Origin of the sequence: Vibrio owensii CAIM 1854 = LMG 25443, from assembly GCF_000817815.1 — a bacterium.
In the GTDB taxonomy this organism is placed as follows: Bacteria; Pseudomonadota; Gammaproteobacteria; order Enterobacterales; family Vibrionaceae; genus Vibrio; species Vibrio owensii.
Map to the genome: position 1 here is coordinate 20,576 of NZ_JPRD01000066.1, position 24,392 is coordinate 44,967.

The window sequence follows — 24,392 nt, forward strand, 5'->3', positions numbered from 1 at the left end:
TTTCTTATTCCCGATATTCAGTCGTATGACCTATTGGTTAAACACCAATTTCACCACCGTCTTCACGGCGAATAACCACCGTCGCGGCACGTGGACGCAGTGTCATTCCTGTTGGTGTTTCTTCTGCAGCATTGTCGCTGTATGGCCAGTTACCCGGGTGCTGGATGTTCACAAACAGCGATTTGTAATCTGGGCTAATGGTAAAGCCCGTCACTTCACAGCCGTTAGGACCAACAAAGAAACGCTTCAGCTCAGCTTGGTTTTCTGCACCAATCACCTCTTGCGTACCGTTTTCATCCGTCAGTTTTGAAGGCACCACAGCAAGCATTTGGTCATTGGTGTAAGACGTCACTTCATCTGCGCCGTTATCCGTTTGAATCCACAGAATACCGCGAGGGTCAAACGCTAAGCCGTCTGGGCTCGCAAACTGGTTAAGCTCGGTCAAGCTCGAACGGTTAGTGTCCGCATCGCCGTTTGCTGGAGAACCAAACACGAAGATATCCCACGTAAAGTCTGTTGCTGCTTCGCCTTCATCCCAACGGATTACGTGACCAAACTTGTTGTTCAAACGTGGGTTTGCAGGGTTAGTTTCCTCTGTACGCTTAGTGTTATTCGTTAGCGTCAGGTAAACCGAGCCTGTGAACGGGTCAACGGTACACCACTCAGGGCGATCCATTGGCGTCGCACCAACAAGGTCAGCTGCGCCAGCCGTGTTCAGGATGATTTCTGCTAGAGAATTGAAGCTATCTGCCAAAGTGCCACCAGAAACCGTCGTGCTGTCTAGTGTCAATGGTAGCCAAGTACCAGAGCTGTCTTCGTTGAAGCGCGCCACATACAGTGTGCCTTCATCCATGTACTTGTCACCCATCGCCAAGCGGTTATCAGGGTTAGCATCCGCAGGATCCCACGCTGCCGCAGATTCAAATTTGTATAGGTACTCAAAGCGAGAGTCGTGACCAGAGTAAAATACTACTGGTTTGCCTTCTTCAAGCTTACCGAATGTACAGCCTTCATGGCGGAAACGACCTAGTGCAGTACGCTTCTTCGCACGTGAGTTTTGCGTGTAAGGGTCGATTTCAACAATGTAACCATGGCCGTTCGCCTCGTTACGATAATCGTCCAATGCGCTTGCGCCTGTTGGTTCTACATTGAATCGCGTGAATTCGTCCAAACGCTCTTCCGCATTCCCCGCTAACGTTTCCCATAGGTAACGAGTGCTTGTGTCATCAACACCAATACGATCTTGTTCTTCAGTACGAACGCCAGCGTTAACGAAGTAACCCGGCCAGTTCTCTTCACACGTTAGGTAAGTACCCCAAGGCGTGAAACCATTACCACAGTTGTTCAGTGTACCGCGCGCTTGGCTGCCATCTTGTGAGAAGCGAGTCACGGTCAATTCTGTATTCGCGACAGGCCCAGAAAGGTCCATGACTGTCGCGCCAGTGTAACGGCGGTTGAGTGGATCGGTATCCACCAACTTCCACATGTTGTCTTCAAGTTGAACGCGAACCACAGACACACCATGTGCGTTAATTTCTTTACGAACTTCGTCGACGATAGTACGCACACCGCCCACAGCTGTCGGACCGCTTGGGTGCAGAGCAGCGGTATCAATGTACTCGTGGTTGATACACAACAAGCCGTCAGTATCGCTGTCGTTTAGCGAGAAAAAGTGCATGCCGTCGTGGTGCATACCCAATGCATTAAGCTGGTCGGTACTCGTGTTGCTGCCGTCGTCTTTCCAAGCGTTACCTTGTGCGTTTAGAGGCGTACCCCATGGCACCAGTACTTGTGCGACGTAACCTTGCGGAATCGAAACTGCATCCGTCAGTGAGCCTGGAATCGAATCAAAATTGAGGACTGCACTTGAAACGCCAGAGCCGCCACCAGCAGAAGTGCCTGAACTAGAAGAGTTGCACCCAGATAGACCAAATGCGCCAAAAGCGGTCATCGCACTGATACCTAGGCCACCTTTCAGGATACTGCGTCGAGATAGGCTCGCTTCCAGTACTTCTTCAAAAGGCTTGTTATTACTCTGGTTGTAACGCGTCGCGTCGAAGGTTTCCTTACTCATGGTGTTGCTTTCCCAGTGTTAGGTTGAATTATAGGTTTGTAAATCATTGAGCGAGGGGAAGTTTGGAAGAGAAAAGTGACAGAACTAGTCTATCTTTATGAACTTTGTGTTTAGAAAATGTTATAAAGCACCCATCTATTCTATGTACTCCCGATTTTGCTTGGGCTAAGCCAGATTTGGGGGTATAAGGTGTACTCAAATCATCCACGAGAGATAATCATGAAACTAGATAAAATCGATAACAAAAATCGTCGTCTGCGTAAGAAGCTATTCCTAGGTGAATTCGCGATCCTAGGCTTTGAAATCAGCTGTGAAACAGACATCAACGACTTCGACCGTTACGATGCATTCGTTGATGAGTTTATCGACTACATTGATGGCCTAAACCTATGCTTTGGTGGCGGCGGTCTAGAGCTGTTTGAAGGCTTCCTATGTTCAACAGAGCGTTACGAAAGCGCAACTGAAGAACAAAAAGCACAGGTTCTAGCTTGGCTACAAGCTCGTCCAGAAGTAAGCAGCGCAAAAGCTGGCGAATTGGTTGACGCAAACTACCTGTAATTACAGAATCACTCTGGAATAAACAGGGTTGAGCAAGTAATGAGAAAGCTGGTCTTCGGACTGGCTTTTTTGCATTTAAGGCTATGGTTTTGTGCTGAAATGTTGAATCTAGAAAGAGTGGAGTGTTTGGTTGTTTTGGAAGCTTAGTTTAGGAAAGCAGGAGTCTTGGAGAGTATGGATGTGCTAGATAATTTTAGAGCTGGCATTTTATGGAAGGTTATCCGTCCATTGCCAGCTCAGTGCCATTGAGTATGGTTTACTATGCTTTTTTAGCAGTCTCAGTCTTTGTGTCTTTCCAGTATTGGATACGAACACGATGTAGCTGGGCTCTTCTCATCTTTTTCATAGCAATCTCCCTCATCTATATAGGTAACGCTCATCTTGAGCTTATTGTCTAAGGTTGTATTCCCCTTCAATCTATCGAGGAACGAATCAATTAACCGTGACTAATTTCACAACATAATGATAAAAGTAGAAGCGTTGCAGTCATTTTTTGACCAGTAAAACTGCTTTTATCTTGTTGATACGGTCAACTTACTCATCACTTATGACAGAAATATGGCAATCAAGTTCCCTATTTAACCTGTCATCGAATCTTAATAACGATTCTTAGATAACCTAGCAAATAATATACCAGTTGCACATAAATTCCAGTTCAGTACACAACAAAAGTACGCACATGTTCAAACTAAGGTTGGATTCGCTGCTGGTAATGCTGTCGGTAATCTCTCGGAGTCAGCCCCTTGTAGGTCTTGAAATGGCGATTAAACAAAGCTTGATTGCGATAGCCTACTCGTTCAAACACGATTCCTATTGGTAACTCAGTCGATTGCAACAAATCCGCGGCATGGTTGATTCTTAGCTTCATCAAACGTTGGCTAAACGGCTCTTTAAAGTGCTTTTGAAACAACCGTGTGACCGCACTTTCACTCAACGACAAGTAATTGGCTAAATCGGCCAATGTCACCTTGTTGGCAAAATGCTGCTCAAGATACGCATTCACACTTGCGACGCGCTCTCTTTCTTGTTGCTCGTGTTCACTCATCGAAAGGTATGAATGGGTCATCAAGGTTTTCGCCGCTTCGTCATGGGCAACCAAAGATAGGATATGAATAAATCTCGACAATTGCTCCATCGCGGGCACTTTCATCAACTCTTGCAGAAGATCCACGACTTGCTGAGCCGTTCGCTCAGAGAACACTACTCCCTTATTTGCGGCTTTCAACAACGGGTCTAGCTTGCGTAACTCAGTACAATAGAACATTAGGTTCGCGATCCACTCACGCTTAAACCAAATCACATGAGTCTCACAGTTGCTTTCTACGGACGTGGAGTGAATAGAGTGAGGCACACCCGGCGCAATTAACAGCATCTGGTCATGAGTCACCTCTAGCTCGTGGTGTCCAATGTGCAAAGTCCCCGTAAAGTGGCGGTGGATGACCAACTCAAAAACGTCATCGTGAAAATGAAAATCGTATTCTTTCGCTGGTTCATCAATACGACGGTAGCGCCAAGAAAAACCAGGCCTTTGCGGTACTTTTTCGATGTGCGCCATTTGCCACTCCACAAGATAGTATTGTTTCACGCGCAAATAATATCAGTATTACCGACATATTCTTCATCACGCCTCAATAGTATTGATATTGAGCGGCATACTATCAACTAAGCCTTATCACGCTCCTTATTCTTCTCTTGTAAAGACAAGCTAACTAAGGAGCTTTTATGAGTAACTTTAAAACCAAGCTGCGCCAGATCATGCAAAAAACTCGTGATGAGTGGGCTGCGTTTGCGATAAAGGAAATGGGAATTTCATCTAAAGCCATCGCCAAATCTTATGGCTACAAGTCGAGTTGTGATCTTGAGCAAATTCTTAAACAAGACGAAAAAGACGCCGATTCGTACATTCGCTCGGCATCTTGTGCGAGATCTCTCACAAGCGATGTAAGCAAAACGACCATTTTTGACTAAGAACAAATCGAACAACAAACCTAACTAACTGAAAATTAATAATTATCCTTTTTTAAGCAATATTCGCTGCCAAAGTTTTTTTACCTAGCTGATTGAGAGTAATCAGCAAAACAACAATACTAAGTGTGTCGACAGGATGTTGGCGGGAACAGGAAAAAAGCCTAAAGGATTGGGTATCTTCAGGATGAAGATTTGATAGCTTAGGATGAGTTGTCAGCAAGGATGTAGTTAAGCTCTAGGATAGAGTTCGCCCGTCAGGATGATAGGCAAGAATGGACACCGCTAGGAAGGCGATGAACAAGGAACTCGGTTAAAGGACTTAGCCACAATCAAGGATAGATGCAGGGAGCACCTATTAGTAGCCGGATTGCTGCGAAAAAGAATAAGCCCCGTCTGGGAAACCAGGCGGGGTTTTATTTTGCCTGTCATTTAGCATCCTCCTCTGCGTTATTCCACGCATCATGCTATTATTTCTACACTTTCTCTCGAAACGCTTTCTTTAATAAACGCTGAGCAAACAACGTCCTATGCTTAATCCAGTTTGGTTACACACATTCAAAACTCTTGTCGAAGTCGGCCACTTTACTCAGACAGCAGAAAAGCTCTATATGACCCAGCCCGGTGTCAGTCAGCACATCAAAAAGCTAGAGCAAGCTTGTCAGCACCCATTGATTAAGCGCGAGAACAAAAGCTTTGAACTGACGGAGCAAGGCCGAATGGTGTATGCCTACGCGTTAGAGTTGGAAGAGAAAGAGAAAAACTTACTGGAAGATCTGAGCTTCGATGATCCCTTTGCAGGTCATTGCAAGCTAGCTTGTTCCGGAGCACTTGCCTTAATGCTGTTTGATCCATTGCTTGAAAAACAAACCCAGCATCGCGGATTGTCGATTCACTTGGAAGCGGCACCAAACCAGTCGATTCTAAATGGAGTTGCTGATGGCCGTATTGATATGGGCATCGTGACTTACTCTCCCAACAAGAGTGTTTTCCAAAGTGAACAAATTGGCAGAGAGGCACTGTGTCTGATCTTACCAAAGTCCTATCATGGAAAAACGTTAACACCTGAACTGCTTCGAAGTTGCGGCGTGATTGGTCACCCAGATGCAGAACATTATATGACGTTGTTTTTCGACCAATGTGCAGAACCTTTACTCAAAGAGATCAAGGTCAGTGACATGCCATTATCAGGCTACGTTAACCAACTCAGTCAGATTCTATTGCCCGTCAGTAAAGGACTGGGTTTTACCGTTTTGCCCTACAGTGCGGTGGAGAGCTTTCCATTCAGAGAAGAGTTGTATGTGGCTGAGTTAAAACAACCTGTATACGAAGATTTGTTTTTGGTGAGAAAACGCAGCCGCACACTGCCGCTGCGATATCAGACCATCAAAGAAGTATTATTGGATGTGATTGGTGGGGCTCATCAATGATGTTAGCCACTCTTCGCTGGTAATGCGTTTACCTTGGCAATCCACCCAATATGGTTTGCCAGATAACCAGCTCTTTGACGCAACCTCTTTTATAAACACATCTACAGAATCAACGTCATCTTTGGCGTAATCCCATTTATTGCGCATGTGTTCTGCCGCTTCTTGATTAGTGTACGACTTGCCGTTGCGGATAAAGGTGCAAGAGGATTGCTCAACTCGTGTTATCAACGTCGAGATATCTTGCTCTGCTAGTGCAAAGGTAGGCAGAATGCTTAATGTAAGTAACAACGTCCACTTTGCTTTCATCGCACCTTTATCCTTATCCCTGACCACGTAACTAATAGCAAGTACCTAATACCAAGTAACTACTAATAAATGACTTAACTATTCTGGTGTTTGGCTGTTTAGCTCAGACATTATTGCCACCACGCCTTAGCAGGCTGAGGCTCCGCAATCGCCAAGCGTTGACCAATCTCAGGGCTCACTAACGTCACACCGCGCTCTTCACTGATGTCTAACGCGCGTTGCATCGGTTCATTCCAATCGTGCATCGACAGATCAAACGTACTGTTGTGAATCGGCATCATCACTTTACCCTGCACATCAATGTGTGCTTGAACACTTTGCTCAGGGAACATGTGAATGTCTGACCAAAGTTCATTGTATGCGCCGGTTTCAATCATAGTGAAATCAAACGGACCGTACTTTTCGCCAATCTCTTTAAAGCCATTGAAGTAACCTGAGTCACCACTGAAGAACACTTTGTGTTGTTGTGCATTAATAACCCAACTGCCCCACAGCGTCGTATCACGGTCTGTCAAACCTCGACCAGAGAAATGCTGAGTCGGAGTCAGTGTATATTCAATGCCGTCGACAGAATGTGATTCCCACCAATCTAGCTCGATCACTTTCTCCTTAGGCACGCCCCAATTCACCAGCAATTGCCCCACTTTTAACGGCACCAAGAAAGTGCCCACTTTATCGCCTAGCACTTTAATAGAAGCTTTATCTAGGTGATCGTAATGGTCATGGCTGATCACCACCACATCGATACTTGGTAAATCTTCTAGCGTGATTGGTGTTTGGTGAAAACGTTTTGGCCCTGCCCATTGCACAGGAGAAGCGCGATCACTGAATACAGGGTCAGTCATTACCAGTTTGCCATCGAGCTTCATTATTACGCTTGAGTGACCTAAGCGGTAGATAACGTCATCTTGCTCTTCTAACAGTTGATTCGCCATCATGACATGAACCGGAATTTCAATCGTTGGCGTTGGATTGAGGCGCTCAGTCGTAAAGTAGGCTTTCATGATGCCGAACATGTCACCCAAGCTGCTTTTGTATTCCAACTCTGTGTTTGCAAATTTGTCCGGGTATGTTGGCGCTTTTTCAGTATCAACATTAGAACAAGAAATCATTGATGTACCCATCGCGAACGCTCCTACTGTGGCTAGCAAAGTTTTTTTCATAAAAAGTTAACCCGAACAAAAGTAAACTACACGGTGCAGTTTATATTCTAGTTATCAAAAGTAAACTACTTAGTGTAAAATAGATCCAGAAATGATCTTCTTAACTCGGCAAGTTTATGAATGTAAAAAGAAAAGGTCGCAGTGAGACCAAAAGAGAAGCCATCCTGTGCGCAGCAAAGCAAGCGTTCCAAGAGTTTGGGGTGCAAAACACCAGCATGGATAAGCTCTCTGCTATCGCGCAAGTCTCTAAGCGCACGGTCTACAACCACTTCCCTTCTAAAGAAGCGATCGTGACAGAGTTACTAACGGAACTATGGCGTTCTTCAATGATGGATAGCGACATTGAACGTTTACCAACACTCCCGCTAAAAGATCAACTGGTCGAATTGTTGTACAGCGAAATTATCGTTGTAACCGCACCTGATTATATTGAACTGGCGAAAGTGGCTTTCGGACATTTCTTGTTTAAGCCGGAAGATCTCAAAGAACAAGCGGAACACATGTCGAAGCAAGAAACGGCCTTGTACCGTTGGCTCACTCAGCAATCAGAAAAAAATACATTGAAGGTTGATGATGTGGACGTGGCAAGCATTCAATTGCACAACTTAATTAAAGGCAGTGCATTCTGGCCACAATTGATGGGGATGCGAGCTTCGCTAACCTTGGAAGAATCTAGGGTTTTAGCCACCCAAACGGCTGAACTCTTCCTAAGTCATTACTTAGTTCAATAACAAAAAGCGGCTGAATGGCCGCTTTTTTGTGATTTATGCCATAGTAAATTGATGAAATTTTGACTCATTTTTCTTTTTCATTCCCTTGACAGTCGCATGCAGCAAGGCGCGAGAGTTCGATAAATTATTTTTGTCGTATCGACGATATTTTTTCGTTTTCATCTACTGAGAAAACGCCCTAAGGTTCGCACCTCTGACGACGTGGTTGTCCAACCACAATTCTAAGTCGCTGAAGAGAGTGGATTCTGTCACATCAATTACACCCACTCACTATACTCTATACTTACATTTTTAATTTGGTACTGACTTACTAAGGAATTGCCATGCGTATTGCTATTCTTTCTCGTAATGAGAATCTATATTCAACCATGCGCCTAAAGCAGGCGGGTGAAGAGCGCGGACATCAAGTTGATGTTATCGATACTCTGCACTGTTATATGGATATTACGAGTAACAACCCTAAGATCCGTTACATGGGTGAAGAATTGCCAAAGTACGACGCGGTTATTCCACGCATCGGTGCATCTATCACTTTCTACGGTACAGCGGTTGTACGTCAGTTTGAAATGATGGGCACATTCTGTGTGAACGAGTCAGTAGCAATCAGCCGCTCTCGTGACAAGCTACGCTCTATGCAGCTGCTATCACGTAAAGGCATTGGTCTACCTCGCACAGGTTTTGCTCACCACCCTGACAACATTCAGGACGTGATCAAAAACGTTGGCGGCGCACCATTGGTTATCAAGCTACTTGAAGGTACTCAAGGTATCGGTGTTGTTCTTGCTGAAACAACAAAAGCAGCAGAAAGCGTGATCGAAGCATTCATGGGCCTAAAAGCAAACATCATGGTGCAAGAGTTCATTGAAGAAGCAAACGGCGCAGACATCCGTTGTTTCGTAGTGGGTAACAAAGTTATCGCAGCAATGAAACGCCAAGCAAAAGAAGGCGAGTTCCGCTCTAACCTTCACCGTGGTGGTTCTGCTCAGCTTGTAAAACTAAGCAAAGAAGAGCGCGCAACTGCAATCAACGCAGCGAAAGTGATGGGTCTAAACCTATGTGGTGTTGATATTCTTCAATCGAAGAACGGCCCAGTGGTAATGGAAGTGAACTCTTCTCCAGGCCTTGAAGGTATCGAATCAGCAACTGAAAAAGACGTTGCAGGCATGATCTTCGACTTCATCGAGAAGAACGCAAAACCAAACGCTAACCGTACTCGCGGTAAAGGCTGATAATTGTTTGAGTGAGAGCCTGATAAAGGGCTCTCTTTTAACTCATCGCTAGGATGACACTATGAATCAGAAAATGATCATTGGGAACGCCGAAGCAATTTGCTTACCTGAGTTAGGGATTACTCACCTTGAAGCGCGTATTGATACAGGCGCACAGACTTCTTCTCTGCACGTAGATAACCTAGAGTGCACTGAACAAGACGGTCAGTCATACGTAGAGTTCGATCTACACCCAGATGTTTACCACTTAGAGCAAGTCGTTCGCTGTAAAGCTCCACTGAAGGCGAACCGCAAAGTGAAATCATCAAACGGTACTTTCGAACACCGCTGCGTGATCACAACGATGCTACGCATGGGCGACCAAGAGTGGCCAATCGACATCACGCTAACTAACCGTGAAAAGATGACTTACATGATGTTGTTAGGTCGTCAGGGTATGGCAGACAAAGTTCTGGTAGACCCGAGCCAATCTCATTTATTGGCTCCATAATCCCCGTAGCTTCAGATGAGCGAACTCCGTGGTCGCTCATCTGGCTCTTCTCTGATTTTCTAGCTGCCCTTCTCCTGTCTATCGTTCTTCCTTTTCAGAACAGAACGCATTAGTCCTTTCAGTTTTATCTTCGTTACTCGCCAATGCGTAATGGGTCTAACCGGTGCGGTGTTGATGATGTGTTGATACGCGCCTTCATCAAACTCAACCTCTCCCCCATGTGCCGCCAATAAACAGCTTGGTTTCATCTCAAAAACACGCTTTAACGAACTGCGATATTGGTTGGGATGAAAGATAGGAAATGGCGCTATCAAATGGCTTTTTACCTGCACCATTAAATCCGCTACATACAACACACTCTGTTCGGCGTGATAAACCGATAAATCCCTGTCGGTATGCCCCGGTGTTTCCAATATCTGCCAATCGGCAAAACCGGGAATCACCTCTCCATCCACCAGCTCAATATCCGGCCTTAGTTTTCGCGAATACCATAAGTTGCGCTTGGGTTTGCGCATTCGGTTCGCCATCCAACGTGCCAAAATCAAATCCGTAAGATGCATTAGCCAACCATCAAAACCGCCATACCAATGTGTATCTCGTTTGGCTGCCAATAGCTTGCAGCCCGTCAAATCTCTTAGTTTGTGCGCCGCACCAGCGTGGTCTGGGTGCATGTGGGTAACGACAACCAGTGTTAGGTCTGTGAACGGGCGATTGAGCTGGTGCTCGATAAAATCTTTGAGGTGAGGAATATCCGCTCGACTTGCGCCATCAAGCAGCATCAATTTGTCTGGATACTCGGCAAGATACATGGTTTGAATGTATCCCTGAATTCTGTGCAGCTGCAAAACATGTCCTTGTTTTGTTGAGTCTTTGTTCTTATTTTTTGTCGACCAATTCCTTACTGGTCAGACCAACTATAACAGCAGAATGGACAGTCTGTTAAATAAATGTTTACACCAACCATCAACAACAGTTGTTAATCGAAAGCACAAATTTTAATCATTAGACTCTAGTTGGGTTTTATCCGTTAATGCGCGCACACGGAGTTCGTGTCAGGGTATGAGGTTAGCGCCTCATGATTTGCTTTTTTGTATTTTCTCCTCTATTTCCAATGAGGGCTTAAATACATTTTTGTGAGAATCGAGTTGGAAAAAGCAACTAAATTAGACCGCATCCGCGCGGACTACAACGTTCACTACTGGAGCCAAGGCTTCTACGGAATTGATGACCAAGGCGAGGTATACGTATCTCCTCGTAGTGACCGTGCACACCAAATCCCTTTCAGTGCGATTGTAAATGAACTAGAAGCTAAGCAGTTGAATCTGCCTGTGTTAGTGCGCTTCCCACAAATCGTACACCAACGCGTGCATGGCATTTGCCAAGCTTTCAACCAAGCAATTGAAGAATACCAATATCCAAACAAATACCTGCTGGTGTACCCAATTAAAGTAAACCAACAGCGTGAAGTGGTTGATGAGATCTTAGCAAGCCAAGCACAGCTAGAAAATAAACAGCTGGGTCTTGAAGCAGGCAGTAAGCCAGAGCTATTGGCAGTACTTGCACTGGCCCAACAAGGCAGCTCCGTGATCGTGTGTAATGGCTACAAAGACCGTGAATACGTGCGTCTAGCACTGATCGGTGAAAAGCTAGGTCACAAAGTATTTATCGTACTAGAGAAGCTATCTGAGCTTGATCTGGTACTTGAAGAAGCAAAAAGCTTGGGCGTAACACCACGTCTTGGCTTGCGTATCCGCCTTGCATCTCAAGGTGCGGGTAAATGGCAAGCGAGCGGCGGTGAGAAATCGAAGTTCGGCCTATCTGCGTCTCAAGTATTGAGCGTGATTGAGCGTCTAAAACGCGAAGACAAACTAGACACCATGCAGTTGGTTCACTTCCACCTTGGCTCACAGATGGCAAACATCCGTGACGTGCGTAATGGTGTAAACGAATCAGCACGTTTCTACTGTGAATTACGTGCCATGGGTGCAAACATTGATTACTTCGATGTTGGCGGCGGTTTAGCAGTAGACTACGACGGCACGCGTAGCCAATCTTCGAACTCGATGAACTACGGTCTTGCAGAATATGCGCGCAACATCGTAAATACTGTTGGTGATGTGTGTCAGCAATACGAGCAACCGATGCCTGTGATCATCTCTGAATCAGGTCGTTCTTTGACTGCACACCACGCTGTACTTATCTCTAACGTTATTGGTACTGAAACATACCAACCGGAAGAAGTGTTCGAGCCAGCAGCAGACGCTCCATTCTTGCTACAAAACATGTGGCGAAACTGGGAGAACCTGCAAGATGGTACGGATGCGCGTGCATTAATTGAAATTTACAACGATACCCAAAGCGATTTGGCTGAGGTGCACTCACAATTCGCTACAGGCGTACTGAGCCTTGAACAACGTGCGTGGGCAGAGCAACTGTCACTGCGCATTTACTTCGAGCTAAGTCGTCAAATGAGTACCAAGAACCGTTTCCACCGTCCTATTTTGGATGAGTTGAGCGAACGTCTTGCAGACAAGTTCTTCGTGAACTTCTCTCTTTTCCAATCCCTGCCAGATGCATGGGGTATTGATCAGGTATTCCCTGTTCTGCCGCTTTCTGGTCTTGGCGATGTGGAAGAGCGTCGTGCGGTGATGTTGGACATCACTTGTGACTCCGATGGCGCAATTGACCATTACGTTGATGGCCAAGGCATTGAGAGCACACTACCAGTACCAGCATGGAGCAACGACAAACCGTACCTAATGGGCTTCTTCCTAGTAGGCGCATACCAAGAGATCCTTGGTGACATGCACAACCTATTTGGTGATACCCACAGTGCAGTAGTCAATGTTGATGAAGAAGGTCAATTTGAGATCAGCTACATCAACGAAGGTGATAGCGTAGAAGACATGATGCGCTACGTTCACATCGACGTAGATGCGATTCGTGACAATTACAAACAATTGGTTTCAGCACGTGTTGAAGCCAGTGAACAAGAACAAATCCTAGCTGAACTAGAACAAGGTTTGGCAGGCTACACCTATTTAGAGGACTTCTGATATGAATGATTTGTTTACTAAAACCGATTATTCGCTTTACTCCAACTCAATGTCGTTTCTACGTCGACCGTACATCAAAAATCCAGTATCGGCAGACGCAGACGTTGTAGTGCTAGGGGTTCCTCTGGACATGGCGACTTCTGGTCGTCCTGGTGCACGTATGGGTCCAGATGCGATCCGTCGTGCATCAGTAAACCTTGCTTGGGAAGGCAAGAAGTTCCCTTGGGACTTCAACGTATTTGATAAATTGAAAGTGATCGACGCAGGTGACCTTGTGTTCGATTGTGGTGATGCTGAAGATTTCACTTACCGCCTAGAAGCGGCAACAAGTGAGATTCTAAAGAGCGGCAAGACAATGCTAGGCTTGGGTGGTGATCACTTCATCACGCTACCAATCCTACGTGCTTACGCAAAACACCATGGTCAAATGGCACTGATTCACTTCGATGCGCACACTGACACATACGCAAACGGCAGTTCTTACGACCACGGTACTATGTTCTACCATGCGCCAAAAGAAGGTCTGATTTCTGCGAAGAACTCAGTTCAAATTGGTATTCGTACTGAATATGACCAACAAGATCACGGCTTCAATGTGATCAACGCGATGCAAGCGAACGACATGTCGGTAGAAGAGATTCTGGCAGAGATTCGTCGCACGGTTGCGGATAAGCCTGTGTATGTCACTTTTGACATCGACTGTCTGGATCCAGCATTTGCTCCGGGTACTGGTACGCCAGTTTGTGGCGGTCTGAACTCAGATAAAATTCTGAAGATCATTCGTGGTTTCGCTGGCATGAACATCGTAGGTATGGACGTAGTGGAAGTCTCGCCTCCTTACGATCACAGCGATGTAACGGCCTTGGCTGGCGCGACAATCGCACTTGAGTTGCTTTACGCTTACGCTTCAGGCCGTGAATAACGAAAGTTGTTCTCAATGAGCACAGAATTTCAAGGGGAGCTTCGGCTCCCTTTTTCGTTTTCAACACTCAACAAAAATAGATTAGATTTTCTAATCCAAAACATAGATTTTTATCTTGCTCAACTTCACACTTTTTGATTGCTAAGTCAGCACTCAAGCTCTAATATCTCGCGCCTAGATTCCCTAATCACTTTGTTTATTTGGCTCTCCTATATGGAGCGCTAAGGCTTTTTACGTCTTAAATTTCTGGAGAGATACGCAAATGTCCGCCTCGTTTCCATTAGCGAAACTTACCTTTTTAATCGCAATTCTGACTGCCGTAGGTCAAATGACTCAAACGATGTACGTGCCTTCTATCGGTCATATGGCGGGTGAGTTCTTGGTATCAGCGTCTTCACTTCAAGCTGTGATGGCATGTTACCTGATCCCTTATGGTCTATCGCAGTTCGTGTACGGTACGCTTTCTGATCGTCTTGGTCGCAAGCCGATCATCATTGCGGGTTTGATCATCTACATTCTTGGTACTTTGGTGGCGCTATTTGCTCATGAGTACGAATGGTTTCTAGCAGGCAGCTTCATCCAAGGTTTGGGTATTGGCTGTGGTGGAGCTATGTCTCGTACACTGACTCGTGACTGCTTTGAGGGTGCAGAGTTGCACCGCGCAAACAGCTTGATCAGCATGTGTGTAATTTTCTCACCATTGATTGCGCCAGTATTGGGCGGCTACCTAACTGAAGCTTTCGGTTGGCGTTCAAGTTACCTGTTCCTAGCACTATTTGGTATCGCGGTGGTCATCACCATGATGACAAGCATGATGGAAACCTTGCCGAAAGAGCGTCGCAAACATGAGCCTGTGGCAAAGAGCTACAAGTTCGTGCTTTCAGACAAACGCTTCCAAGGTTTCTTGTTAGTGTTGGTCGCAACGTTCGCAGGCGTAGCAGTATTTGAAGCAGCAGCCGGTGTGCTACTGGGCGGCGTGCTTGGTTTACCAGCAACCACAGTAAGCTTGCTGTTTGTCTTGCCGATTCCAGGTTACTTAGTCGGTGCAGGCTTATCTAGCTACATCGCGCAACGTCGCTCTGAGCGCCGTGCTTTAAATGTTGGTCTAGTCGCTATCTTAGTTGGCTCAGCAGTCGTATTGATTCCGGGTCTGTTTGGTCTAACAACGGCGTTGACTCTGATTGGCGGTGCAACCATTTACTTCTTGGGTGCAGGTATTTTGTTCCCAGCGGCAACAACAGGTGCACTGTCACCGTTCCCATACCACGCGGGCACTGGCGGTGCGATTTTGGGTGGCATGCAAAACCTAGGTGCGGGTATCGCGACGCTGTTGGCTTCGTTCTTCCCGGCACAAGACCAAATGCCGCTAGGTTGTTTGATGATGGCAATGTCGATCATTGCTATGTTTGGTTTGCGTTGGGTTAATCGCAAGCACGATCACTCAAACGAAATGCCATTGGCGATCTAAAATCTGACTCTCATCACCCAAAAGGGACATGCTGAAAAGTGTGTCCCTTTTTTGTTGCACACATCTTACCCTTTAGCTCTCATCCACCAGCAATTGCATTTAACATCCCATCCAATCTTTGCTAAAAAGAACAGTTGCTTATACAGAAATTATTCGTTTGCCATTCGATATAAAGATATTCACTGGAAGAACACAAACGTACTTTTACTCGCAAGATAAATGAATGGCGAAAAAACACGAGAAGAGTACACAATAAGGATACACAGATGCGTTTCACTTTAACCACGTTGGCCGTATCGGTCGCGCTAGTCGCCGGATGCAGCAATCAAGGATTACCAACCATGAACCATTACTCCCAATCGCAACTCGTTGCTCAACAAACCCAAGCACCCGTTGCAAAAAAAGTCCCTCATGCAATGAATATTCATGGTGATACACGAATCGATAATTACTACTGGATGCGTGATGATGAGCGCCAAGATCCAGAAATCTTGCAACACCTTGAGCAAGAGAATCAGTACGCAGAAACCGTTTTAAAACACACCGAAGCACTGCAAGAACAGCTTTTTGAAGAGATCAAAGGGCGTATTGCAAAAGATGACAATTCAGTTCCGGTTCGAAAAGGCAGTTACTACTACTCAAATGAAGTGACAGGCGACAACGAGTACGAAGTTCACCTGCGTGCAAAAGACTTTGCAGGTAAAGATAAGCAAGTCATCTTAGATGTTAACGAGCTAGCAAAAGAACATGAGTTTTTCAGTATTGGCGGCTTAACGATCAGCCCAAATGAAAACTTGTTGGCTTATGGCGAAGATACGCTGAGTCGCCGCATTTACACCATCAAGATCAAAGACCTCACGACGGGCAAATATCTAAAAGATGAAATTGAAGGTGCATCAAGTGCGATTGCGTGGCAAAACGACAACCAAGCTTTCTACTACATCAAGAAAGACCCGCAAACACTTTTAGGTTATCAAGTTTACCGCCATGTATTGGGCACGCCTCAAACAAGCGATGAGCTGATCTACGAAGAAACTGATAGCGCTTACTACACCTTCTTGAGTAAGAGTAAAGACGGTGAACAAGTTTACATTTGGCACTCAAGTACAGAAACAAGTGGCGTGTCTGTGATTGATGCTAACAACCCGAATGCCAAAGCCGAAGCTTTCTACCCTAGAGAGACTGGTATTGAGTACAGCATCGCCAAACTGGGAGATTGGTACTACATCTACACTAACTACCAAGCTGTCAACTTTCGTTTGATGAAAGTGAAAGCAGAAGAGATGCATGACCGCTCTAAATGGGTCGATGTCATTCCTGCTAACGACAATTCTCAGCTAGTTGATTTCGACTTGTTTGACGATCACCTTGTTTATGAGCAGCGTACGAATGGCTTGTCGACCGTGAAGGTTCGTCAATTATCAACAGGAAAAGAGTTTCCACTCGAGTTCAACGATACGGCTTTTGCTGCTTATCTAACGGGCAACCTTGAACTAGACAATTCAAAAGTACGCATCTACTACAGTAGCTTGACGACACCGGGGACTTACTACGATTTCGACCTAAATACAGGTGAATCTGAAATCATGAAGCAAACACCGGTACTTGGTGATTTTGATGCCGATAACTACCAGTCAGAGCGAATCATGATAACTGCTCGTGATGGTAAACAAGTGCCAGTTTCATTGGTTTACCGCAAAGACCTATTCAAGAAAGACGGCACCAACCCAATCTACCAGTACGGTTACGGCTCATACGGTTCCACCATCGAGCCAACATTCCGTTCAACTCGTTTGAGCTTACTTGATCGCGGATTCGTGTACGCAATCGCGCATATTCGTGGTTCAGAAATGCTTGGGCGTCCTTGGTATGAAGATGGCAAAAAGCTGACTAAACAAAACACTTTCAATGACTTCATCGACGTAACCAAAGGACTTGTTGAAGAAGGTTATGGCGCAAAAGATAAAGTGTTTGCGGTTGGTGGTTCTGCGGGCGGCCTGCTGATGGGCGCAATAATCAACCAAGCACCAGAGCTCTACCGTGGTATTGGCGCGCACGTTCCGTTTGTTGATGTCGTGACGACCATGTTGGATGAATCAATTCCTCTAACCACCAACGAATACGATGAGTGGGGAAATCCAAACGACAAAACCTACTATGACTACATGCTGAGCTACTCACCGTACGACAACGTGAAGGCTCAGAATTATCCGAACATGTTAGTGACAACGGGTTTGCATGACTCACAAGTTCAGTACTTTGAGCCAATGAAGTGGGTAGCAAAACTCCGCGAGATGAAGACTGATGACAATGTCTTGCTATTCAAAACCGATATGGAAGCAGGCCACGGCGGTGCTTCTGGTCGATTCAAACGATTAAAAGAAGACGCGCTTGAGTACGCTTTCTTCCTAGATCTGTTGGAGACAAAATAAGCTTTAGTCATCATTCACTATGAGTCATCGAAAACAATGCCCGCTTTTACGCGGGCATTTTTCAATCTAGATACTCGGTGACATGACTCAGATGAGACAACAGAAAGAAAAACGCCTACTCACAGCGAGTAGGCGTCAACACAATAAATGTGTTTAGGCAGTAGAAACTGTCCTATTTATTAGAAGTAGTAACGAGCACCTAGAGTCCAGTAGTCGTTTTCTTCAGCATTAATGTCGTTACCTAGGTCAAACTGATAAGCGGCAAAAGTTACGAATGCTGGAGTGATAGCGTATTCCGCTTGCAGCGCTGATTGACTAAATAGAGTCTTACTAGTCTTATCATTTTCTACAGACTCGTAGTTAACACTAAACGTCCAATCATTTACGCCGTAAGCCAGTAAACCTTCAAGCTGAACTGTTTCTGGAAGACTTAGGTAGAAATATTCGTTCATACCGTAAACTACAGCAGCATACAAACCAGAGCCGTATTTACCGTAATTAGCAGAGAATACATGAGATGTCGCAGATTCGTTCTTAGTACCGATTTGACGGTCACCGCCACTGTAAACGTAGCCTAGACCAAAGCCTGCTAGTTCAGTGCTCAGAGCGATTTGGCCACGAGCATCATACATATCGTGCTCACCTTGCCAACCAAGACCTAGGTTAAAGCCGAAGCCTTCACCAAACTCAAAACCCTTACGGTAGCTAAGCATACGTTCTGCACGAGCCGAGCCAAGGTTGTATTGATCTGCGTACAAGAAGTCGTTGGCAAACGCGATTGGTAAATCCGCAACACCCGCTACGTCGTAGTATGGTGACCATTGTGTACCAGCAACAACACGACCAAACTGCTCATGTGTCGCACCAATGTAACCCAAACGAGTGTTGAACGAGCTTTCACCACCGTCTAGTAGCTTGATAGACCATTCGCCTTTAGCGTCAACTGTCACACCGTTACCGATGTCCTGTTTACCGCCAACATTGATACGAGGAGATACGTCATGAATGCGTACATCTTCCTCAAAGTACTCACCCACGCCCACAGAAACGTGGCCGCCGATAGAGAGAGATGTGCCTTCGCTGTTGTAAACTTCAGCTGCGAAAGCTTGAGAACCACATGCTAGTGCCGCCACTGCAACGGCTAGAGTTTTCATTTTCATTGTTAACATCCATATAGTTGTTTGTACTGGTTCGCCCCGACAGCAAAATAAAATGCATCAATCGCAACGAACAGATAACAAAGTAGTAATGAAATATAAATAAAACAAATACTTTCTTATGCAACTGGTGTTATTTGTGGCTAATTTTTGATCACGATCCCATAAAAAAAGGGAACTTTTCAGTTCCCTTCATAATTTGTGTGGTGTTTTGCGTGTTACAACTGCCAGCGTGCGAGTGGCTTCTCAGTTTTGATACCTTTACTGCCCCATCGGTCAATAACATCAATTTGCAGTATGCGATCCCGTGAAACTAATGAAGTTAACGTTTTTGACGGGCGTTTATCAGTGATCAGCCACAGAGTTTCATCTTCCTCAAATTGAGCTTTTAAAGATAGTTTCTCTGCCTCTGACCATTCCAATTCTGGTTTGAATTGGCGATCGACCACAAACAGTTGGTTTCCCGATGCAAAATCTTCTAACGATTCACCCAACAATACCACCGAATCGATCTCTTTTTCGAAAATTACGTCTTGTTGTTGATTGATCAGTTCCCGTACGTCTAGCATCAAGGCTTGCTGGTTCTTTTCAATCTGAGCTTGATATTGAGGGTATACCTTTTGTAGATCCTCACCAACAATCGCTGCCATTCGAATCAAGTTGCTCGGATTCATCCACGCGTATTTCGAAGTCTCACCATTATCCAACGTTAATGCCGCAACGCCTTGCGCTCTCGGTGAAATCGCTTGCGAGGCATCAATCTCTATCAAGCGCACATTTCCCTGACGCGCATACACAAAAGTAGGGTCTTGATGCCAAACAGCACCTAACGTGATCGCTACCGTTGCATTCTTTCCTGCTGCGGTAGCTTGTTCATGTCCTTTGCTTGCAAACCAATTCACCAAACGTTCAATCCCATAACGTTTAGGCGGCAAGTAAGTCGTCTCGATGTCCGTACCTTGCATCAACTGCTGAGCCAACATGTAGGTCACAGGAGTACTCGTAACGATGTCTTTGGCAAAAGCAAACGGCGCTGCTGTACTCGCTATTGCCAAGCTCAATCCCATAATTATCTTTTTCGTGTTCATATTCGAATATCCAGATTTAAGCTTTACGCACAATGCGATACATGGTCGCAGTTAAGAAGAAGGTTGCCGAAACAATGATGATCGACGCGCCAGATGGCACAGGGAGTTCCAACTCCATCGGTAAGACCGTACCAACCAAGCACGCGATGGTCGCCAGCAGTGATGAGAGCAACACAAAGCTGCCCATTCTTTTAGTAAGAAGGCGGGCTGTTGCACCAGGAATCAGCAGTAATGCCCCAACTAATACGGCGCCAATGATCTTCACCGCTGCAATGGTCACAAGCGTGATCATCATGACGAACAAGTAATCGTAGAAGCTGGTATTGAATCCACGGACACGTGCGATATCTGGACTGATACAAGTCAGTAATATGCGGTTAAATGTCGGGATCAAAAGCAATAAAATGATCAAGCAACTCACGGCCAGAATCGTAATGTCTCTGTCTGTTACCGTCAGAATTGAACCAAATAGAACATTCTCTAGCATGTGGATGTTGATCTTGCGTGCCACGTACATCAGCAAGGCTGCACCGACCGCCAGTGCCAGTGCTAGAAATACGCCGACTAATGTATCGTAAGGAACATTGGTTCGATTTCGCACGAAATGCAGCAGCAGTGCGAAGATCATGCAGAAGCTAAATAATCCAATGAATGGGTTTTCTGGTGGCTCACCAAGCAGTACACCAATCGCAATACCTGTTAGCGCAGCATGACCGACGGCCTCTGAAAAGAACGCTAAACGCTTCGCAATGACTAGCGTGCCTAAACCACCCAGCAAGGGACCAAGAATGAGCGCAGCCACTATCGCGTTGACCATAAACGCGTAAGCAAAACTGTCGCTAAGCCAACCCGCTTCCACACCAAGCAGAGCAAGCTCTCTTAACCAATCCATTATGCCGCCTCCACTTTTGCTGTGTAGTGCTTAAATAGCGACTCGATACGTTCTGGACTCAATACTTCTGAGTGGTGCCCTGACGCCACGATTTGACGATTCACGACATGGACCTGAGCATCCAAACGACGTACAGCCGTCACATCATGATGCACAGCAAGCACGGTTTTACCTTCCCCAACAACTTCATGAATTAAACTTTCAAGGTAACGAACACCTTGCTCATCCATGCCCGTCGTTGGCTCATCCAAAACAAGCAGACTTGGATCGTCTAATAACGCTTGAGCGAATAAAACACGTTGCTGTTCCCCCCCCGATAACTGTCCCATTCGTCGGTCACTACGTGAAGCCATACCAACGCGCTCTAGTTGAGCAAGCGCTTGTTGAGTTTGCTTGGTTTTACGTCGCCAAAACAGCGGCACTCTGGTTTGGTTAAGCAATACGAAATCCATAACCGTGAGAGGCAGACTGGCTTCAAACATGGCTTTTTGCGGAACATAGCCGATTCTCGCAGTATGTTTGCTGTCTGGCCAATGGACAGAAATGTCACCAGTAAATGGGGTTAAGCCCAAAACAGAGCGCAAAAGAGAGGTCTTCCCGCCACCGTTAGGCCCCATGATGACGTGACATTGGCCAGCTTCAAATTGGGTTTGAATGTCTTGCAGAATCAGATTGTCGCCATATTGAAGGCTTACCCCGTCGAGAGAGATAGAAGGCCCTAACATCAAGCTTTCTCCTGTTCGTGCTTGTTCGCAACGAACTTCATCGCTTCAATCAGAGTCGCGACGTTCTCACGCATTTCGACTTCAACCTTATTAGCTTCGTATTCGCCATGAGTCATGTGAGAAAAACGGTAAAGCTGCACACCGGTCGCTTCTTCGATCGTGTCAACAAAGCGATTTGGCATGTTCAGTTCGTAAAACAGCACATCAATACCAGATTGGCGAATCTTCTCTATCGTTTCTTGCAACTGGCTTGCGCTTGGCTCTACACCATGAGCAGGTTCGATAACTGCTGCGACGTCGACGCCGAATTCCTGCAAGATGTAACCATAAGCATTATGCGTAGTAGCGACCTTCATGCCTGCTGTATCAAGTTGCCCTAAAGACAACATGGCATCACGCTTCAAAAGGCGGAATTTTTTTGCGTAAGAGCGAGCATTCTTGCGGTAATACGCAGCATTGTCTGGGTCGAGTTTGCTTAGCTCACTCGCTATCGTGTAGACCTTTTGAATCGTGGTAGATAAGCCAACAAACGTATGTGGGTTAACTGCGCCTTTCCCTACTGATTGACCCATCGCAGGTAACAGTGGTACTTCTTTGTTCGCCTCTATCACCACAAGATCGTCACGTTGTGAAGCTTGAATCACTTTAAGAGCAAAATCATCGTGGCCGATACCATTGACCACAATCACATCCATTTGCTTCAAACGCTTTAGATCATTAGGTTGAGGTAAATAGTTATGAGGGTTAAAGCCTGCATCAACCAGCGGTAGAATTTCTGCTTTGTCACCGACCACCGCTTTTACATAGCTATAGTACGGTTGAAGAGTAATACCAATATTGAGCTTATCTGCTGCAAAGCTCGATGAAGCTACTGCCAGCAATGCACTAGCCGTTATAATTCGACGTAGAAAAGATCGTTTCATCATAGTTGTTATCGTTAAAATTGAGCTTAATGGGCGTGAGCATTTGGAGAAGTAGCAGGGACAAGAACTATTTGTTGCCAACCTTGCTTCTGGCGTTCGCTTACTTCTGTAAGAGATAAATTAGACGCCTTTGTTGTGGATTGAATAAACCAAATGTCAGCGTGTTCATTACGACTATCGAGAAGCATGGAAGCCGCGCCTTTTTCATCTTGCCTTACACCGAGATAAATCCCTGCATCTAAGCGTTGCCATTGATGAGAGCCTTTTCGCTGCCAGCTTTGATCTTGTACAAATGGCGCAACCCAAAATTCTTCCAATTCGCTGATGGCAGGCCACTCGCCAGCGTCTAGATGAAGATCTCGAATCTCTTCATGTGCCAACTTTAGCTCGGCAATCATCGCAAGTTCTTCTTGTTCAAGATCAGTGATGAGAACTTGATGAGCCAGCACTTCGGTATGTTCTGTCTCGGCTTGATGGTGAGGCAGAAAAATAGTGGAGACCGCAAGAATACCTGCGATGGTTAGAGCAACCCATTTACCTTCTCGACTGCCGTTATCCGGTCTGATCTTCTGGGTAATCATTTCTCTTTTAACTCAACGATATCCACTTCTACTAGGTTTTCATGCCCCGCATCGAAAACCAAATAAAAGTCGGTTTGAGGATGAGTGAATTCAGCAATGGAGCGTTTATCTGTCGTTACTTTGGCGATCAAGTTGTCGTCGTAATCGTACATTTCAACGTCGTAATCCACGGCGGTAGAACCATCTGAATAGCCCGCCTCACAAATCACTTTGTCTTGCTCTAAATGGCAACTCATCAATGGGAAATGCGCGAACGCTTGAGAAGAGATAAAACCAGCAACCAACACTGAGGTTTTAAGAATAGAAACGTTTTTCATGATGCATCCAAATTGGCTCAGCGAAGGGCTGAGCCAAATTTTGATTAGTTAAGTTGAGTTTCAAACGTTAGGTGAACGTTCATGCTTGCTTTGTCTGCAAGTGGATCGTTTTTCAGCTCACCCTTGTAGTTTGCTTTCATTAGGTAGCGGCCCGCTACATCTGGAGTGAAGGTGATTTTTCCATCCTTGTCGCTGACCACATCGATTTGCTCTTGATGGTTACGATACAGAGTACCTTCACGCGTAATTTCCGCAGTGACACCTTGCTGAGGCTCGCCGTTAAAGAAGAATTGGAATGTCACTTCTTCACCTTCAATAATGTCTGAAGGGTGCGTAATCGGCTTCATTTCCAACAGCTTACCTTCAATCTCTAGTGCCTTGTCTGTTGGCATACCAACCGTTACATAACTTTCTGCACGTGTGTGGCTAAGTTGGGTAACGACATCACGTGCTTTTTCAGGAATCACGCTTGCACGGTCTGCTTTGCTCGCTTTCGCCCACTTAACCGTGTCACGACGGCCAGCTTTGTACTGGGTGTAGTAGCTAGGTTGGTTATTGATAGCCACTTTGTGCGTGCCCTCTTCAACAAAGAAGAAATCGAACATTGAACGGCGCTTACCGCGTACGACAAAGTTCGGACGCTCAGAACGACCATCAGGCATGATCACGAACGCTTGCTCGCTACCTGCTGGCTTATCGAATACAAACGTACCGTGAGACGCTGTCACGTCGAACGTTAACCAATCACCGCCTTCTTTTGATACCGTAAAGTGAGAAGGGAGAACCCAACGAGGGTGCGCTTGTGCTGTTGTCGCGGCCGCTAGCCCCATTGCCATTACACTTGCTAATGCCACCGCTTTCATTTTGGTTTTCATTGTTATTCCT

23 protein-coding genes are annotated in these 24,392 nt (G+C 45.7%); 10 read left to right on the forward strand and 13 right to left on the reverse strand.

What is annotated here, in order from left to right:
• Positions 1–37 precede the first annotated feature (37 nt).
• Positions 38–2,074, reverse strand: coding sequence for a PhoX family protein (locus H735_RS26600; protein WP_042599970.1), 2,037 nt, complete (start codon positions 2,072–2,074; stop codon positions 38–40).
• A gap of 219 nt (positions 2,075–2,293) precedes the next feature.
• Here H735_RS26600 and H735_RS26605 point away from each other — a divergent pair, with 219 nt between their 5' ends.
• The gene (locus H735_RS26605; RefSeq protein WP_005438242.1) at positions 2,294–2,632 is read left to right on the forward strand and encodes a YggL 50S ribosome-binding family protein; all 339 of its coding nucleotides are present in this window, start codon (positions 2,294–2,296) and stop codon (positions 2,630–2,632) included.
• A gap of 688 nt (positions 2,633–3,320) precedes the next feature.
• On the opposite strand, the gene H735_RS26610 is transcribed toward H735_RS26605, so the two are convergent.
• Entirely contained in the window at positions 3,321–4,187 is an 867-nt protein-coding gene (locus H735_RS26610) for a helix-turn-helix domain-containing protein (RefSeq protein ID WP_020196796.1), read from the reverse strand.
• A 167-nt stretch (positions 4,188–4,354) separates the two neighbouring features.
• On the opposite strand from H735_RS26610, the gene H735_RS26615 reads away from it, so the two are divergent.
• Positions 4,355–4,600 (forward strand): hypothetical protein, encoded by a 246-nt coding sequence (locus H735_RS26615; protein ID WP_020196797.1) that lies wholly within the window; start codon positions 4,355–4,357, stop codon positions 4,598–4,600.
• A gap of 527 nt (positions 4,601–5,127) precedes the next feature.
• Positions 5,128–6,027 (forward strand): LysR family transcriptional regulator, encoded by a 900-nt coding sequence (locus H735_RS26620; RefSeq protein WP_020196798.1) that lies wholly within the window; start codon positions 5,128–5,130, stop codon positions 6,025–6,027.
• Here H735_RS26620 and H735_RS26625 read toward each other — a convergent pair.
• Both H735_RS26625 and H735_RS26630 read right to left on the reverse strand, forming a co-directional pair.
• Positions 5,995–6,333, reverse strand: coding sequence for a DUF5329 family protein (locus H735_RS26625; protein ID WP_020196799.1), 339 nt, complete (start codon positions 6,331–6,333; stop codon positions 5,995–5,997). The genes H735_RS26620 and H735_RS26625 overlap by 33 nt on opposite strands.
• 110 nt (positions 6,334–6,443) lie before the next feature.
• Entirely contained in the window at positions 6,444–7,457 is a 1,014-nt protein-coding gene (locus H735_RS26630; RefSeq protein ID WP_020196800.1) for an MBL fold metallo-hydrolase, read from the reverse strand.
• Between the two features lie 155 nt (positions 7,458–7,612).
• On the opposite strand from H735_RS26630, the gene H735_RS26635 reads away from it, so the two are divergent.
• The 3 genes from H735_RS26635 to H735_RS26645 all read left to right on the forward strand — a co-directional run bounded on the left by H735_RS26635 (position 7,613) and on the right by H735_RS26645 (position 9,946).
• Positions 7,613–8,227 carry a TetR/AcrR family transcriptional regulator gene (locus H735_RS26635; RefSeq protein WP_005438259.1) on the forward strand — a complete coding sequence of 205 codons (615 nt, stop codon included), beginning with the start codon at positions 7,613–7,615 and terminating at the stop codon, positions 8,225–8,227.
• A gap of 323 nt (positions 8,228–8,550) precedes the next feature.
• On the forward strand, positions 8,551–9,456 hold the full coding sequence (rimK, locus tag H735_RS26640) for a 30S ribosomal protein S6--L-glutamate ligase (RefSeq protein ID WP_005438260.1): 906 nt from the start codon (positions 8,551–8,553) through the stop codon (positions 9,454–9,456).
• 61 nt (positions 9,457–9,517) lie between these two features.
• Positions 9,518–9,946, forward strand: a complete 429-nt coding sequence (locus H735_RS26645; protein WP_005432588.1) for an ATP-dependent zinc protease family protein — start codon at positions 9,518–9,520, stop codon at positions 9,944–9,946.
• A gap of 59 nt (positions 9,947–10,005) precedes the next feature.
• On the opposite strand, the gene H735_RS26650 is transcribed toward H735_RS26645, so the two are convergent.
• Positions 10,006–10,755, reverse strand: coding sequence for an MBL fold metallo-hydrolase (locus H735_RS26650; RefSeq protein WP_027726751.1), 750 nt, complete (start codon positions 10,753–10,755; stop codon positions 10,006–10,008).
• A 336-nt stretch (positions 10,756–11,091) separates the two neighbouring features.
• Between H735_RS26650 and speA the strand changes: the two genes are divergently transcribed.
• The 4 genes from speA to H735_RS26670 all read left to right on the forward strand — a co-directional run bounded on the left by speA (position 11,092) and on the right by H735_RS26670 (position 17,824).
• The gene (gene speA, locus H735_RS26655) at positions 11,092–13,002 is read left to right on the forward strand and encodes an arginine decarboxylase (RefSeq protein ID WP_042980664.1); all 1,911 of its coding nucleotides are present in this window, start codon (positions 11,092–11,094) and stop codon (positions 13,000–13,002) included.
• A 1-nt stretch (position 13,003) separates the two neighbouring features.
• Positions 13,004–13,924 carry an agmatinase gene (gene speB, locus H735_RS26660; RefSeq protein ID WP_005432598.1) on the forward strand — a complete coding sequence of 307 codons (921 nt, stop codon included), beginning with the start codon at positions 13,004–13,006 and terminating at the stop codon, positions 13,922–13,924.
• A 262-nt stretch (positions 13,925–14,186) separates the two neighbouring features.
• Positions 14,187–15,392, forward strand: a complete 1,206-nt coding sequence (gene emrD, locus H735_RS26665) for a multidrug efflux MFS transporter EmrD (protein WP_020196803.1) — start codon at positions 14,187–14,189, stop codon at positions 15,390–15,392.
• Positions 15,393–15,658: 266 nt separating this feature from the next.
• Positions 15,659–17,824 carry a S9 family peptidase gene (locus H735_RS26670; protein ID WP_020196804.1) on the forward strand — a complete coding sequence of 722 codons (2,166 nt, stop codon included), beginning with the start codon at positions 15,659–15,661 and terminating at the stop codon, positions 17,822–17,824.
• 179 nt (positions 17,825–18,003) lie between these two features.
• Here H735_RS26670 and H735_RS26675 read toward each other — a convergent pair whose 3' ends face one another.
• From H735_RS26675 to H735_RS26710, 8 genes are all read right to left on the reverse strand, one after another.
• On the reverse strand, positions 18,004–18,984 hold the full coding sequence (locus H735_RS26675) for a porin (RefSeq protein ID WP_020196805.1): 981 nt from the start codon (positions 18,982–18,984) through the stop codon (positions 18,004–18,006).
• A 215-nt stretch (positions 18,985–19,199) separates the two neighbouring features.
• Positions 19,200–20,069: a metal ABC transporter solute-binding protein, Zn/Mn family gene (locus H735_RS26680; RefSeq protein WP_027726752.1), complete on the reverse strand. Its 870-nt coding sequence runs from the start codon at positions 20,067–20,069 to the stop codon at positions 19,200–19,202.
• A gap of 16 nt (positions 20,070–20,085) precedes the next feature.
• Positions 20,086–20,961 carry a metal ABC transporter permease gene (locus H735_RS26685; protein WP_020196807.1) on the reverse strand — a complete coding sequence of 292 codons (876 nt, stop codon included), beginning with the start codon at positions 20,959–20,961 and terminating at the stop codon, positions 20,086–20,088.
• Complete coding sequence (locus tag H735_RS26690; RefSeq protein WP_020196808.1) at positions 20,961–21,686, reverse strand: metal ABC transporter ATP-binding protein; 726 nt, start codon at positions 21,684–21,686, stop codon at positions 20,961–20,963. The genes H735_RS26685 and H735_RS26690 overlap by 1 nt, the downstream gene beginning before the upstream one ends.
• Positions 21,686–22,612: a metal ABC transporter solute-binding protein, Zn/Mn family gene (locus H735_RS26695; RefSeq protein WP_020196809.1), complete on the reverse strand. Its 927-nt coding sequence runs from the start codon at positions 22,610–22,612 to the stop codon at positions 21,686–21,688. Before H735_RS26695 ends, H735_RS26690 begins: the two co-directional genes overlap by 1 nt.
• A 23-nt stretch (positions 22,613–22,635) precedes the next feature.
• Positions 22,636–23,190: a DUF6162 family protein gene (locus H735_RS26700; RefSeq protein ID WP_020196810.1), complete on the reverse strand. Its 555-nt coding sequence runs from the start codon at positions 23,188–23,190 to the stop codon at positions 22,636–22,638.
• Positions 23,187–23,507: a hypothetical protein gene (locus H735_RS26705; RefSeq protein WP_020196811.1), complete on the reverse strand. Its 321-nt coding sequence runs from the start codon at positions 23,505–23,507 to the stop codon at positions 23,187–23,189. Before H735_RS26705 ends, H735_RS26700 begins: the two co-directional genes overlap by 4 nt.
• A gap of 44 nt (positions 23,508–23,551) precedes the next feature.
• The gene (locus tag H735_RS26710) at positions 23,552–24,382 is read right to left on the reverse strand and encodes a DUF4198 domain-containing protein (protein WP_020196812.1); all 831 of its coding nucleotides are present in this window, start codon (positions 24,380–24,382) and stop codon (positions 23,552–23,554) included.
• Positions 24,383–24,392: the final 10 nt, after the last annotated feature.

Bases quoted from the DNA above. Each gene is read 5' to 3' on its own strand.
- rimK (WP_005438260.1), top strand. From the start codon at position 8,551: ATGCGTATTGCTATTCTTTCTCGTAATGAGAATCTATATTCAACCATG.
- H735_RS26630 (WP_020196800.1), bottom strand. From the start codon at position 7,457: ATGGGTACATCAATGATTTCTTGTTCTAATGTTGATACTGAAAAAGCG.
- H735_RS26690 (WP_020196808.1), bottom strand. From the start codon at position 21,686: ATGTTAGGGCCTTCTATCTCTCTCGACGGGGTAAGCCTTCAATATGGC.
- H735_RS26700 (WP_020196810.1), bottom strand. From the start codon at position 23,190: ATGATTACCCAGAAGATCAGACCGGATAACGGCAGTCGAGAAGGTAAA.
- H735_RS26625 (WP_020196799.1), bottom strand. From the start codon at position 6,333: ATGAAAGCAAAGTGGACGTTGTTACTTACATTAAGCATTCTGCCTACC.
- H735_RS26670 (WP_020196804.1), top strand. From the start codon at position 15,659: ATGCGTTTCACTTTAACCACGTTGGCCGTATCGGTCGCGCTAGTCGCC.
- H735_RS26705 (WP_020196811.1), bottom strand. From the start codon at position 23,507: ATGAAAAACGTTTCTATTCTTAAAACCTCAGTGTTGGTTGCTGGTTTT.
- H735_RS26615 (WP_020196797.1), top strand. From the start codon at position 4,355: ATGAGTAACTTTAAAACCAAGCTGCGCCAGATCATGCAAAAAACTCGT.
- H735_RS26645 (WP_005432588.1), top strand. From the start codon at position 9,518: ATGAATCAGAAAATGATCATTGGGAACGCCGAAGCAATTTGCTTACCT.
- H735_RS26650 (WP_027726751.1), bottom strand. From the start codon at position 10,755: ATGTATCTTGCCGAGTATCCAGACAAATTGATGCTGCTTGATGGCGCA.
- speB (WP_005432598.1), top strand. From the start codon at position 13,004: ATGAATGATTTGTTTACTAAAACCGATTATTCGCTTTACTCCAACTCA.
- H735_RS26635 (WP_005438259.1), top strand. From the start codon at position 7,613: ATGAATGTAAAAAGAAAAGGTCGCAGTGAGACCAAAAGAGAAGCCATC.
- H735_RS26610 (WP_020196796.1), bottom strand. From the start codon at position 4,187: ATGGCGCACATCGAAAAAGTACCGCAAAGGCCTGGTTTTTCTTGGCGC.
- H735_RS26600 (WP_042599970.1), bottom strand. From the start codon at position 2,074: ATGAGTAAGGAAACCTTCGACGCGACGCGTTACAACCAGAGTAATAAC.
- H735_RS26675 (WP_020196805.1), bottom strand. From the start codon at position 18,984: ATGAAAATGAAAACTCTAGCCGTTGCAGTGGCGGCACTAGCATGTGGT.
- H735_RS26695 (WP_020196809.1), bottom strand. From the start codon at position 22,612: ATGATGAAACGATCTTTTCTACGTCGAATTATAACGGCTAGTGCATTG.
- H735_RS26685 (WP_020196807.1), bottom strand. From the start codon at position 20,961: ATGGATTGGTTAAGAGAGCTTGCTCTGCTTGGTGTGGAAGCGGGTTGG.
- H735_RS26680 (WP_027726752.1), bottom strand. From the start codon at position 20,069: ATGAACACGAAAAAGATAATTATGGGATTGAGCTTGGCAATAGCGAGT.
- emrD (WP_020196803.1), top strand. From the start codon at position 14,187: ATGTCCGCCTCGTTTCCATTAGCGAAACTTACCTTTTTAATCGCAATT.
- H735_RS26620 (WP_020196798.1), top strand. From the start codon at position 5,128: ATGCTTAATCCAGTTTGGTTACACACATTCAAAACTCTTGTCGAAGTC.
- H735_RS26710 (WP_020196812.1), bottom strand. From the start codon at position 24,382: ATGAAAACCAAAATGAAAGCGGTGGCATTAGCAAGTGTAATGGCAATG.
- H735_RS26605 (WP_005438242.1), top strand. From the start codon at position 2,294: ATGAAACTAGATAAAATCGATAACAAAAATCGTCGTCTGCGTAAGAAG.